The sequence below is a fragment of the Paracoccus indicus genome, assembly GCF_003056335.1.
In the GTDB taxonomy this organism is placed as follows: domain Bacteria; phylum Pseudomonadota; class Alphaproteobacteria; order Rhodobacterales; family Rhodobacteraceae; genus Paracoccus; species Paracoccus indicus.
In genome coordinates this window covers 39,288-51,825 of the sequence record NZ_PYWA01000009.1, presented here as the reverse complement: position 1 = coordinate 51,825, position 12,538 = coordinate 39,288, and the positions used below count along the sequence as shown (strand labels likewise).

Sequence of the window (12,538 nt, the reverse complement as noted above, 5' to 3'; positions counted from 1 at the left end):
GCGCGTGTATGGCCTAAAGCTGACAAATTCGTTCAGGAATGTCAAAGTGTTTTGGTCGGGTTTCTTTCGAAAAGGCAGAGGTTCGCCGTAATCCATTGAATCTTCTGCCTTCGCTATGCCTTCAGCCTTCGAAGCACTCGACCAAAGTATCGGCAAGACCCGTCAAGATATCGTCGTATCGCGTGGCGTCGTCGTCGGCGCCCTCGGGGCTCAGTTCGCCACCGATGCGGGTGCTGGTGCCCTCGACGACCGTCGTCAGCAGGGCCGGGTCATGGGCGTATTCCGGAAAGGCGCAGACCGCACCCGACTCCACGACCTGATCGCGCACCATCTGCACACGGGCCGCCGATGGCGTCGTCGCATCGCCAAGCGACAGCGCCACCGCCGACTTCAGCCCGAAATGCTTGGTGAAATAGGAATAGGCATCGTGAAAGACCACGAAGCTGGCATCGGACCAAGGTGCAAGCTGATCGAACAGCGTGGCGTCCAGTTCGGCGATCCGCTTGGCGGCGGCATCGGCGTTGGCCTGATAGGTCGAGGCGTTGTCCGGGTCCTGTTCGGCCAAGGCTGCGGCAATGCCCTGAAGCCAAGGTGCAGCGTTCTGCGGGTTCAGCCATGCATGGGGGTCGACGCCGTGGTGATCATGGCCCTCATGGTCATGGTCATGGTCATGGTCATGGTCATGGTCGTGGGCTTCGTGTTCGTGGTCGTCATGGTCGTCATGCGCACCATGGTCGTCATGTCCGGCGTGATCATCCTCGTCCTGGGCGTAATCCTGCAGGATCGTGCCCTCGACGCGCAGCAGACGCAGCTGTTGCGTCTGATCGGCAAGGTTCGCCGCCGATTTGTCCAGCCAAGGCGTCAGCTCGGGGCCCATCCAGACCAGCAGGTCGGCCCTCTGAAGGGCGCGGGCATCCGACGGGCGCATCGTGTATTGGTGCGCGCTGGCGGCACGGGGCAACAGGACGTGAACCTCGCCCAGATCGCCCATCACCTCTTGGACCAGGGCGCCAGTGGGGGACATGTCGGTGACGACCTTCGGGGCTGCCAGGGCGGGCAGGGCGGTCATCGTCAGGGCGGCGGCAAGGATGGGAAGGCGGGGCATCGACATCTCCGATCGGGGTTTGTTGCGATGGGCGGGTTCTGTGTGTTACAGAGTAACGAGTCAACCGAAATGTAATATAGTAACGACGCCGCCTGAAAGGCAGATCACCCCGTGACCGATGATGCAATCGCCGCCGCCTTCGCGCCGCACGATCACCAGCAATGCGTCCATCGCGCCTTGGACGAGGCCGCCGTCCGCCTGAAGGATCAAGGCGCACGGCTGACCCCCGTTCGCCGGCGGACGCTGGAAATCCTGCTGGAAAGCCACCGCGCCATGGGCGCCTACGAGGTGCTGGACCGCCTTGCCGCCGAAGGCTTCGGTCGCCAGCCCCCCGTCGCCTATCGCGCGCTGGAGTTTCTGGTCCAGCACGGGCTGGCGCATCGCTTGCAGCGGCTGAACGCCTTTGCCGCCTGTCTGCATCCAGGGGACGATCACCATCCGGTCTTCCTGATCTGCCGCAGCTGCGACAAGGTCGCCGAGGCGCCGTTCACCCCCATTCGCGACGCCCTTTCCGCCGTCGCGCGTGAGGGTGGCTTCCATGTGGAACGTGCCACCGTCGAGGCCTTGGGCCTTTGTGCCGCCTGCGCCGAAACCGAGGGTCAGGCCCCGTGCTGATCCGCGCCGACGGCATGACCATCCACCGCCCCGGCACGCAAGAGGCGGTCTTGTCAGGCATAGACTTTCGCATCGCCGCCGGAGAGATCGTGACCGTGGTCGGCCCCAACGGGTCGGGCAAGTCGTCGCTGATCCGGGCGCTGCTGGGACAGATGGGTCTGGCCGAGGGCAGCGTGACGCGGCAGCAGGGGCTGCGCATCGGCTATGTTCCGCAGCGCGTGCAGCTGGACACCGCGATCCCCATGACCGTTCGGCGCTTTCTGTCGCTGCCGACCCGGGTGACGGACGCCGAGGCCTCTGCCGCGCTGGAGCGCACGGGCGTTCCCGGACTTGGCGCCCGTCAGCTGACCCAATTGTCGGGCGGGCAGTTCCAGCGGGTGCTGCTGGCCCGCGCGCTGCTGCGTGCGCCGCATCTGCTGGTGCTGGACGAACCGACGCAGGGGCTGGACCAACCCGGCATCGTCGCCTTCTATCAGCTGATCGAGGATGTGCGTCGCGAGACCGGCGCCGCCGTTCTGATGGTCAGCCACGACCTGCTGGTGGTGATGCGATCCTCGGACCGGGTGGTCTGCCTGAACGGCCATATCTGCTGCGAGGGCACGCCCCAGCATGTCAGCGGTGCGCCGGAATACCGCGCCCTGTTTGGCGCCGAGGCGCAGGGCATGCTGGCCCTTTACCAGCATCACCATGATCACGACCACGACCATGACTGCGATCACGACCATGGCCATGCGCCATCGGCCCTGCCGCATTAGCCTGACGAAAGACCAAGATGCTTGACGATTTTTTCTTCCGCGCGGTGCTGGCCGGATTGGGGCTGGCGCTGGTTGCCGGACCTTTGGGCAGTTTCGTGGTCTGGCGCCGCATGGCCTACTTCGGTGATTCGACCGCCCATGCGGCGATCCTGGGCGTGGCGATGGCACTGGCCTTCGACATCTCGATCTATGCGGGCACGCTGGCGGTCGCGACGGCCATGGCCTGCCTGGTCTCGGCGCTGGTGGCGCGGGGGCAGGCGATGGACACGATGCTGGGGGTGCTGTCGCATTCGGCGCTGGCCTTCGGGCTGGTCGCCATCAGCTTCGTGCCAAGCGCGCGGTCCGACCTCAGCGGCTATCTGTTCGGCGACATCCTGGCGGTCGGTCGGCTGGACCTGGCGCTGATCTGGACGGGCGCCGCGCTGGTTCTGGCGCTTTTGATCCTGCGTTGGCAAAGGCTTGTGACCAGCAGCCTGAACGAGGAACTGGCGATGGCCGCGGGCATCGACCCGCGGACCGAGCGTCTGGTCCTGTCGCTGGCCCTGGCCATCGTGGTCGCCCTGGCGATTCGAGTGGTCGGTTCGCTGCTGATTTCCGCCATGCTGATCGTCCCGGCGGCGGCGGCCCGCGGATGGGCGCGATCCCCCGAGCGGATGGCCGCCGTCGCTGCGCTGATTGCCGCCGCCTCGGTCATCGCAGGGTTGTTCTCCAGTCTGCATCTGGACACGCCCGCAGGTCCCTCGATCGTTGCATCGGCGGCGATATTTTTCCTGCTGTCGCAGGCGCTTCGCCGCGCCTAGTGCCGATATGTCACAGTAATTTCCGGCGTTTGCGAATGCCGGGAACGATAGGCCGAAAAGGGGGTTGGCCAATATGCAACAGTGCATGCAGCCCCACGATTGATTCATTTCAATCCAGCTTTTCAAGTGACGGGGTTTGTGTAACTGTCGCAGCGATGTTGCCGGAAACGGCAGCCTTCAATCGAAACGGAGCATGATCATGACCAAATTCGCTACTTTCGCTGCCGCCCTCGGCCTGACCGCAACCTCGGCTCTGGCCGGTGGCTACGTCGCACCCGTCGTCGAAGTTGAGCCCGTCGTCGTCGAGGAGCAAGCCGCTTCCTCGAACGCCGGTCTGGTTGTCCCCGCCCTGCTGCTGCTGGGCGTCATCGCTGCAGTCGCTTCGGACGACGACGACAGCTGATCTCGAAGCGGATCTTCCTGATCCGTTTCCAAAAGGGCTGGCCATTGGTCAGCCCTTTTTCTTTTGCCTAATTGCCTGCCAGGCGGGGCGCATGACATGAAAAAGCCGGCCCCACAGGGCCGGCTTTTCGCGTTTCGGCACAGGCTCAGGGGCGCAGGGTCTGCACGGTGATGTATCCCAGGCCCGGTCCCACCCATTGGCGCGACACGGGGATCTGCCCGCCTTGCACCATATAGCTGTTCTGGAAGGTCACGCCGTGACCCGCGCAATCCTCGACGACGACGCCGGGGTTCGGGCCGGGGCCGGTGGTGCAGTCGAACTGCAGTGGGCGTTCCAGCCCGTCACCGCCCAGATAGCGCATGATGCGCGTGCCGCGCCCCGACTGGCCCGCGCGGATCAGTGCCTCGGTTCCCGGTTCGGCCACGGCCAGATCGCGACCCAGCCCCTTGGTGCCGACCAGCATGCCGTCGCGCAGAATCACGGCCTCCTCGGCGGGGGTCATATAGGTCCGCATCGCGCCGTTCTGGCCGGTCATGGCCATGATCTGCGTGCGGCCCAGCCCTTCGAAGCCCACCTGGATCAGCGGGCCGGGATTGACGCGCAGCGCCTCGGCCACGCGTTCCTGCGCGGATTTCGGGGCCGCTGCCGGGGCCGGATCGGCGGTGCGGGCGCTGACGGCCTGTTGCACCGTGCGCGCCAGAACCGAGGCCGGGGTCGACCCGCCCTCGTCCGGTCCCTGGTTGCTGCAGGCGGCCAGCGCGGCCAGCAGGGTCAGCGCCATCGCGCCATGTGCCTTGTTCATCGCCAGAAGCTCCCCCAGCCTTGATAGAGTTTGACGGTCTGGCTGTCGCGGACCTTGTCGTACAGACGGTCGTTGACCTCCAACCTGGCGCCGCCATCGCGCGACAGCGACCGGATCGTGGTGCTGGCGCGGTCGCGGGTCGGCGTGCCGGTGGCCCAGCTGATCGGGATCGACAGGGTGATGCCCTTGTCGAAGCTGCCCTCGCCGAATTCCTCGGCACTGAGGTCGGTCTTGGTGGCGAAGGCGCCGACGCGCCAGCCGTTCTCGAATTCGCGGGTCAGGGTGACGGTCGCGCCCTTGTCGCCCGCCAGATACTGGCCGACATCCAGCTGCGCCGTGAAGCCTTGGCTGAATTCGTAATAGGCCGAGACATGGCCGGTGGTGACCTCGTAATCTCGGAAGTCGAACAGCCCGTCGAAGTCGCGCTTGCGGACGCGGTTCACCTCGGCTCCGAAGGCCAGGGGCGAATTGGCGGGCTTCCACAGTACCTCGGCCGAAACACCGCCATAGGCCTGTTCCAGCAGGCCGACGGTCACGCGGCTGTACACCTGTTCGGTGGGCCGGGCGAACCAGGCCAGCGTCAGTTCGGGGATGACCGGGCTGGTGTTTCCCGAATACATCCGCGTGTCCGACCGCACGCGCGGCACGCCTTCGGGCGTGGTCTCCAGGCTGGGATCGGCCAGATATTCCTCGGCGGTATAGTGATCGCCACGCACGCCGCCATTTTCGGATGCGGGGATGCCCGGGCCGCGCTGTTCCTTGTCACCGAAGGCGCGCTGCTTGATCGCGCCCGTCAGGACCAGCCCGGGGGTGATCTCGTAACTTGCGCGGGCCTCGGCGCCGACCTCATAGCGCAGCGGTTCTTCGGGGTCGAAGAGGCCAAGGTCCAGATAGGGTCCAACGCGCCAGCGGAATCGCGGGAACAGATCCTCGGTCATGGTCAGATCGCCCCGGCGCAGCGGCGCGTCGGACAGCGCGCTGGCGGCGGCGATCTTGCCGGCCTCGGTGTTTTCCAACCGTTCCACGTCCGACCGGCGCAGCGTGACGGATGACGCCGGCACCCCATCGGCCGAGGAGGTAATGACGAAGGTTTCCACCGAGGGCGGCAGCGCCCGCGTCATCAGGCGCGCGGTGCGGCCGATGGCCTGTGCCTGCTGGATGTAACGCTGGTTGCGGATGCGAACCTCGGCGCGATTGGGCGACAGGGCCATGCTTTCCAGCAGCTGGCCTTCGCCTGCCAGCGCGTCCGACAACGCCTTCTGGATGGCGGGTTGGGCGGTCGGGTCCTGCGCCCATTGGCCGGACCAGCCTTCGGGATCGGCATCGCGGGCAGGGCGCGGACGGACTGGTGCCGGGGCCTTTTCCAGCCCCGAGGGATAGACAGATTCGCGGGGGTTCAGCGCGACGGTGAACTGCGCGCCCACGGTCTCGCCGCCGATGACATAGGCGCCGACCTCATAGTTGCGACCGAACTTGTAGTTGGCGCCGAAGTTCAGGTTGCCCGGTTCCTTGTCGCCCTGCTGGAAGGTGTTCAGGTTGCCGTTCCGCAGGCGATAACTGCTGCGATAGACATCGTTGGAATACTCCGCCGTCACGCTCAGCTTGTCGTTGACCTGCATGCTGACCGAGGCGAAAGGCTTGGCCCCGCCGCTGAACCAGTTTTCGACATTGGCCGTGCCCCCTTCGTCGGTGGCATCGATGACGCGCGGCTTGCCCGCCAGCGTCCCCCAGCCAAGGCCCGCGCTGGCGCGGATGCGGGGGGTGATGTCGCGGGTGGCGACAATATATTCGCCCGAATAGACGCCGGTGCCCAAGAAATCCTGCACGCCCACGGCAACGGCAGGCCGCCAGCCGTCCTGTTCGACCACCTGGTAACGCAGGTCGAACGACCGGTCATAGATGAAGCCGTCATCGCGAAAATCGCTGATGCCTTCCACGCGGCTGTAACGCAGAGCGGCGGTCAGCTGCGGCAGCGCCTGGAAGACGACGTTGGTGCGCAGCGCATAGTCCGATTTCGAGATGGTGGCCCCCAGGGTGCCCTCGGGCAGGGTCTCGGCGGTGGGGGTGTCGATCCCGCCCGGCATGCCATAGGTGGACATGTTTCGGGCCAGCATCGGATCGGCGATGGCATAGCCTGCACCGACCACGAGGGCCAGGGGCAGGGTGGTGGCCATCAGCTGGCTGGTCAGGCGCGAGCGGCGCATCGGCGTCATCCTTTCGGCGGGCGGGGCTTTCGGCAGGTTAAATGGGCGGGTTGCATTGCAGATGCTGTCGGGGGACCGGCCCCCAGCAACGGTCGCGGCGCGCATCGACGCATGGCTGCGTGATCGCGCCGCGACAGGTTCAGCCCGCGGCTGCGGGGGCGTCTGCCGCGGCTGCGGCGGCAGGTTGGGCGACCGATGCGCAGCCCATATGGGTCTGGCCGCTGACCGTCAGGCGGGCCGTCAGCGGGAATTTCTGATCGGCCATGGTATCCTGGCATTCGGTCGCCGTCATGTTGACCACGAAGGGCCGACCGTTCAGCACGCCGATGTATTCCACGCCCCGGTCGAAGACCAGACGATTGACCGGGATGCTGCGGCCCGACTGGTTTTCAGGCGTTCGATAGGTCGCGGTATTGCCCGCGATCTCAACGTTCCAAAAGGGCTCGTTTCCACGGGCGACGAAATTCGTGGCGCGATAGGTCAGCGGCTCGGCGGTGGGGATGGGCGTGCCGGGGGTGCCGGTCTCGATCGGCTGGACCAGCGGCGACACGGCGGGCGCCCGCGGCTTGGCGGGTTCCTCGGGCTCGGGTTCGGGCTGGTCGAGGCCGATGTTGCGGCGCAGGTCGGTCATCGTCTGCGTGTCGCAGGCCGTCAGGGGAAGGCTGATCAGCGCAAGAAGCGCAAGACGGATGGGCAGTTGGGGGAACATGGGGTTCGGGCCTTCTGGTTCGGTCTGGATCACTGTCGCTTCAGCGATACCAATCACGCAGCCGTGGGGCAAGCGTCACGCCCCCGCCCGCGCGATCCGCCGCCGTCATGGCACGGGGTTGGGATGCCTGCGCGGAGGGATCGCGGCTTCGGAATAACAAATGATAAACCGTACTGCGCCAACTGTCCGGATATCATGCGATTTTGTGCTTAAACGGGCATAGCGGCGCGGTCGGGCATTGATTTTCAAGGGAAAGGGGGAAAGGGTCGGGGTATCAATCTTGTCTTGCTTCAGGTCTTGCCAGTCATGTCACCATCAGTGGGCCAGGAGCCACGCAGCCTTCAGTCGCCGAACGGCCTTGCCTGGGATGACGGGCCGATGGGGCGCGCCGTCAGGAATTTCGACTGGTCGCGCACCCCCTTGGGACCGATCGAGGGGTGGTCGACCTCGCTGTTGACGGCTGTGCGGATCCTGCTTGGGCAAAAGCATGCCGCCTGCATGTTCTGGGGGCCGGAACTGACGATGCTTTACAACGATGCCTATGCGCCGGCCTTGGGCAAGAAGGAATGCCGTGCCTTGGGCCAGCCCTTCCGGCGCATCTGGGCGGATGTCTGGAACGACGTTCAGCCGCTGGTGAACCAGGCCTTGTCCGGCAAGGGCACCTACAACGAGGAAATGCGCCTTGTCATGACCCGCAACGGGTTCGACGAGGAGACCTTCTGGACCTTCAGCCACAGCCCGCTGTTTGACGACGACGGCAGCATCGCGGGGCTGATCAACATTACCGTGGACGTGACCGAGGTCGTGCAGGCGCGGCGCAACCAGCAGATCATGCAGCAGGAACTGCTGCACCGGATCAAGAACATCCTGTCGGTCACCTCGACGGTGGTATCGGCAAGCCTGCGCAACGCGGACTCGATCCAGGAGGCGCGCGATACCGTCGGTGCGCGCATCATGGCGCTGGCGCGTGCGCAGGGGCTGTTCACCGGTCTGGGCGACAGCGCCTTCATCACCGACGTGGTGTCGCGGTCCCTGGGTGCGCATCTGGACGGCAGCGACCGCATCAGGCTGGACGGCCCGCCGCTGCGGCTGAGCAGCCAGCAGGCCGTGGGACTGTCGCTGGCACTCTACGAGCTGGCGACCAATGCGGCGAAATACGGTGCGCTGTCGGTTCCCGAAGGCGCGGTCGATCTGACCTGGTCGGTCGCGGGTGACGACTTCGCGCTGGACTGGGTCGAAACCGGCGGCGCCCCCGTTCACCCGCCCGCGCGCGAAGGCTTCGGATCGAAGCTGGTGAACATGATCGTCCCTGCCTATTTCGAAGGCGAGGGCGAGGCCGTCTTCGACCCCGCCGGCCTGCATTACCGCCTACGCGGCAGGCTCAGCGCCTAGCAGTTCGGCACGTTCACGGCCAAACCGCCAAGCGATGTTTCCTTGTACTTCTCGGACATGTCGCGGCCGGTCTGGCGCATGGTCTCGATGGCGGCATCCAGCGACACGATGTGATGCCCGTCGCCCCGCAGGGCCAGGCTGGCCGCGCTGACGGCCTTGATGGCGCCCAAGCCGTTTCGCTCGATGCAGGGAACCTGCACCAGCCCTGCGACCGGGTCGCAGGTCATCCCCAGGTGATGTTCCAGCGCGATCTCGGCGGCATTCTCGATCTGGCGCGGGGTACCGCCCAAGACGGCGGCAAGCCCTGCGGCGGCCATGGCCGAGGCCGACCCGACCTCGGCCTGGCAGCCGCATTCCGCCCCCGAGATCGAGGCATTGTGCTTGACCAGCCCGCCCACCGCCGCCGCCGTCAGCAGGAAGTCGGGCAGGGCGCGTTCGGATGCCCCCGGCACATGGTCCAGCCAGTATCGGATCACCGCAGGCATGGTGCCCGCCGCGCCATTGGTGGGGGCGGTGACGACCTGACCGCCGGCGGCGTTCTCCTCGTTCACGGCCATGGCATAGGTGGACATCCAATCGTTGATGACATGAGGCGCGGTCATGTTCATCCCGCGTTCGGCCATCAGCTTGTCATGGATGGCCTTGGCACGGCGGCGCACCTTCAGCCCGCCCGGCAGGATGCCATCCGTCGTCAGCCCGCGATCCATGCAGTCGCGCATCACCTGCCAGATCCCCATCAGCCCGTCGTGCAGTTCGGGACGCGAGCGGAAGCACAGCTCGTTCTCCTCCTTCATGCGGGCGATGGATTTGCCCGAGGCCTCGGCCATCGCCAGCATCTGTTCGGCTGTCGCGAAGGGGAAGGGCACGCTGGCGCTGGCATCGCTGCGGTCTTCGGTGTGGCGACGCTCCAGCTCTTCCTCGGTCATGACGAAGCCGCCGCCGATCGAGTAATAGACATGGTGGAAGATCACGTCCCCCTGCGCATCGGTCGCCGAGATGGTCATCCCGTTGGCATGCCCCGGCAGCACGGTGTCGTAATCGAAGCGAAGATCGGTGTCGGGATCGAACTTCAGCGCATCCAGCCGGGGCGGGGTGATCTGCCGTGTCTTGCGGATCTGCTGCAGGGTGCTTTCGGCGGCGTCGGGGTCCATGGTGGCAGGGGTGAAACCCGCCAGCCCCAGGATGGTGGCGCGGTCGGTGGCATGACCCTTGCCGGTGAAGGCAAGACTGCCGTGCAGGCTGGCACGCAGGCCATGTGCCTTGAAGGGTTGCAGTCGCAGCGCATCCAGAAAACGCGACGCCGCCACCATCGGCCCCATCGTGTGCGACGACGACGGGCCGACGCCCACCTTCAGCAGATCGAAGACCGACAGAAACATGAAACCCCCTTGCATTTGTCGCCCCATCTAAGCAGGACGGCGCCGAAGCCGCCATGTCCGGACGCGACCTTTTCGCGGTCCGGTTGCGACATGCCCAAGCTGTCCCGCGTGGCGCGGTATATGGTGAAAATCATAGCAACATGCTAATCAATTAGGCAATGAGGGGCCGCCTGCGAAATGGGCAGGGCAGGGGTCCGCTGCCCTTCTTGCGGGCGGCCCGTCATCGGTAAAGGAACAGGATATGGATATGCCAGCCCCGATCATTCTTGGCGACACGCGCCTTGGGCCGCCGGTTTTCCTGGCGCCGATGGCCGGGATCACCGATGTGCCCTTCCGGCGGGCGGTCGCGCGCTTCGGCGCCGGTCTTCTGGTCAGCGAGATGGTCGCCTCATCCGAAATGGTCACGACGCGGCCTTCGAACCGGGCATCCGTGCGCGCCAAGGCCCTGACCGAGGGTGCGCTTCCCGTCAGCGTGCAGATCGCGGGACGTGAGCCCGGCCCCATGGCCGAAACCGCCCGCATCGTCGAGGGCATGGGCGCACGCGTCATCGACATCAACATGGGCTGCCCCGCCAAGAAGGTCACGGGCGGTCTGTCGGGCGCGGCGCTGATGCGCGACCTGGATCTGGCGCTGTCGCTGATCGATGCGGTCGTGGGCGCGGTCGAGGTGCCGGTGACGCTGAAGATGCGCTTGGGTTGGGACGATGATTGCCTGAATGCGGCGGAATTGTCGGCGCGGGCCCGCGATGCCGGTGTCGCCATGCTGACGGTGCATGGCCGCACGCGGGCGCAGTTCTACAAGGGTCGCGCCGATTGGACCGCCATCCGCGCGGTGGCTGATTTGTCAGGCCGTCCGCCGCTGGTCGCCAATGGCGATGTGGTCGATGCCGAAAGCGCGCGTCAAGCCTTGGCGCAATCGGGGGCCGAGGCCGTGATGGTCGGGCGTGGCGCGCAGGGTGCGCCCTGGCGGCTGGCGCAGATCGCGCATCGACTGTGGGATGCGCCCGCGCCGATGGTCCCGCAGGGGCAGGCGCTGGCCGATCTGGTGGCCGAGCATTACGAGGACATGATGGACTTCTATGGCCCCGAGCTGGGCCTGCGCGTCGCCCGCAAGCATCTGGGCTGGTACGCCGAGGCGAATGACGCGCCGCTGCGTGCGCAGATGCTGCGGGCCGAGACGCCGGCACAGACCCTTGCCCTGATCCGGCAGGCCTTTGCCGATGCGCCAGGCGATGGCGCGGGACAGGTGGCCGCATGACACAGCGCCCAAGGGATTTCGTCGATGCGGTGACCGGCCCCGGGCTGGATGCGCTGCCCATGCCGGCGTTGATCCTGGATGCGCAGGGCCGCGTGGCGGCCATGAACGACGCGGCGGAAATCTGGCTGAACATGTCGCGCACCTCGACCTTAGGCAAGGCGCTGGACGGCGACGACATGGCGACCCGCCTGCGCATCGCGCCCAGCCTGCGCCCGCTGATGGGCCGCGTGCTGGCCAGCGACGAGGCGCTCTATCAGAACGCCGTCCGCTTCGAGATCGGCGACCGTGCAGGCGGCCATCAGGCCCGCCGCGCCGCCGTTCATGCCGCCCCCGCACCCGAAACCGGCGGCGCGGTGATTTTCCTGATCGTGCCGCAGGATGACGACAGCCTGCACCAGAGCCGCAGCGTCCGCAGCGCCGCACGCAGCGCCATCGGCATGTCCGAGATGCTGGCCCATGAGATCAAGAACCCGCTTGCGGGCATCCGCGGTGCCGCCCAGCTGATGGCGATGAACGCCACCCCCGAGGATCGGGAAATGGCCGAGATGATCGTCAGCGAATCCCGCCGGATCGTGGCGCTGCTGGAACAGGTGGAACGCTTCGGCGACACCTCGGCGCCCAAGCTGGCGGCGCTGAATGTCCATGACGTGCTGGAGCAGGTGCGCCGGTCCTCGGCGGTGGGTTTCGGACGCGAGGTGGCGATCGTGACCGATTACGACCCCTCCCTGCCGCCCGCCATGGCCGATGCCGACCAGTTGACCCAGGTCTGCCTGAACCTGGTCAAGAATGCCTCCGAGGCGCTGGCGGGCAAGGCGGGCGGGACGATCAAGCTGCGCAGCTTCTACGACCACACCCTGCGCCTTCCCCCCGACGAGACCGATCCCACGGGCCGCCCGCTGCCCCTGCAGATCGAGATCGAGGACAACGGCCCCGGCTTTCCCGACAACATCGCCGACCAGGTGTTCGAGCCCTTCGTCTCGGGCCGTGAAAACGGCACCGGCCTGGGGCTGGCGCTGGTCAGCAAGATCATCACCGACCATGGCGCGCTGATCCGCGTGGACAGCCGCCCCGGTCGCACCGTGTTTCGCATATCACTGCCCAAGGCATAAGGACCGA

The 12,538-nt window shown here is 66.3% G+C and carries 12 protein-coding genes; 7 read left to right on the top strand and 5 right to left on the bottom strand.

Translation table 11 applies throughout. The features are described 5' to 3' along the window. Positions 1-121: 121 nt before the first annotated feature. Entirely contained in the window at positions 122-1,105 is a 984-nt protein-coding gene (locus DDE75_RS14455; RefSeq protein WP_108503185.1) for a zinc ABC transporter substrate-binding protein, read from the bottom strand. 111 nt (positions 1,106-1,216) lie between these two features. On the opposite strand from DDE75_RS14455, the gene DDE75_RS14450 reads away from it, so the two are divergent. From DDE75_RS14450 to DDE75_RS14435, 4 genes are all read left to right on the top strand, one after another. Continuing rightward, positions 1,217-1,720, top strand: coding sequence for a Fur family transcriptional regulator (locus DDE75_RS14450; protein WP_108503098.1), 504 nt, complete (start codon positions 1,217-1,219; stop codon positions 1,718-1,720). A 14-nt stretch (positions 1,721-1,734) separates the two neighbouring features. Continuing rightward, positions 1,735-2,475 (top strand): metal ABC transporter ATP-binding protein, encoded by a 741-nt coding sequence (locus tag DDE75_RS14445; protein WP_108503184.1) that lies wholly within the window; start codon positions 1,735-1,737, stop codon positions 2,473-2,475. Between the two features lie 17 nt (positions 2,476-2,492). Further along, positions 2,493-3,275, top strand: coding sequence for a metal ABC transporter permease (locus DDE75_RS14440; RefSeq protein ID WP_108503097.1), 783 nt, complete (start codon positions 2,493-2,495; stop codon positions 3,273-3,275). Positions 3,276-3,474: 199 nt separating this feature from the next. Further along, a complete protein-coding gene (locus tag DDE75_RS14435; RefSeq protein WP_028725626.1) occupies positions 3,475-3,678 on the top strand; it encodes a hypothetical protein in 204 nt (67 codons plus the stop codon). Between the two features lie 145 nt (positions 3,679-3,823). Here the strand turns inward: DDE75_RS14435 and DDE75_RS14430 are convergent, their stop codons facing one another. The 3 genes from DDE75_RS14430 to DDE75_RS14420 all read right to left on the bottom strand — a co-directional run bounded on the left by DDE75_RS14430 (position 3,824) and on the right by DDE75_RS14420 (position 7,393). Beyond that, positions 3,824-4,480 (bottom strand): YjbF family lipoprotein, encoded by a 657-nt coding sequence (locus DDE75_RS14430; RefSeq protein ID WP_108503096.1) that lies wholly within the window; start codon positions 4,478-4,480, stop codon positions 3,824-3,826. Next, a complete protein-coding gene (locus DDE75_RS14425) occupies positions 4,477-6,684 on the bottom strand; it encodes a YjbH domain-containing protein (RefSeq protein WP_108503183.1) in 2,208 nt (735 codons plus the stop codon). The genes DDE75_RS14430 and DDE75_RS14425 overlap by 4 nt, the downstream gene beginning before the upstream one ends. Before the next feature lie 139 nt (positions 6,685-6,823). Next, on the bottom strand, positions 6,824-7,393 hold the full coding sequence (locus tag DDE75_RS14420) for a COG3650 family protein (RefSeq protein WP_162799060.1): 570 nt from the start codon (positions 7,391-7,393) through the stop codon (positions 6,824-6,826). A 318-nt stretch (positions 7,394-7,711) separates the two neighbouring features. Here DDE75_RS14420 and DDE75_RS14415 point away from each other — a divergent pair, with 318 nt between their 5' ends. Further along, the gene (locus DDE75_RS14415; protein ID WP_211659361.1) at positions 7,712-8,785 is read left to right on the top strand and encodes a sensor histidine kinase; all 1,074 of its coding nucleotides are present in this window, start codon (positions 7,712-7,714) and stop codon (positions 8,783-8,785) included. Here DDE75_RS14415 and DDE75_RS14410 read toward each other — a convergent pair. Further along, the gene (locus DDE75_RS14410) at positions 8,782-10,164 is read right to left on the bottom strand and encodes an L-serine ammonia-lyase (protein ID WP_108503181.1); all 1,383 of its coding nucleotides are present in this window, start codon (positions 10,162-10,164) and stop codon (positions 8,782-8,784) included. The two genes, DDE75_RS14415 and DDE75_RS14410, sit on opposite strands and share 4 nt — an antisense overlap. Before the next feature lie 241 nt (positions 10,165-10,405). On the opposite strand from DDE75_RS14410, the gene dusB reads away from it, so the two are divergent. Both dusB and DDE75_RS14400 read left to right on the top strand, forming a co-directional pair. Then, positions 10,406-11,422, top strand: coding sequence for a tRNA dihydrouridine synthase DusB (gene dusB, locus DDE75_RS14405; RefSeq protein WP_108503094.1), 1,017 nt, complete (start codon positions 10,406-10,408; stop codon positions 11,420-11,422). Then, positions 11,419-12,531 (top strand): two-component system sensor histidine kinase NtrB, encoded by a 1,113-nt coding sequence (locus tag DDE75_RS14400; RefSeq protein WP_108503093.1) that lies wholly within the window; start codon positions 11,419-11,421, stop codon positions 12,529-12,531. Before dusB ends, DDE75_RS14400 begins: the two co-directional genes overlap by 4 nt. Positions 12,532-12,538: the final 7 nt, after the last annotated feature.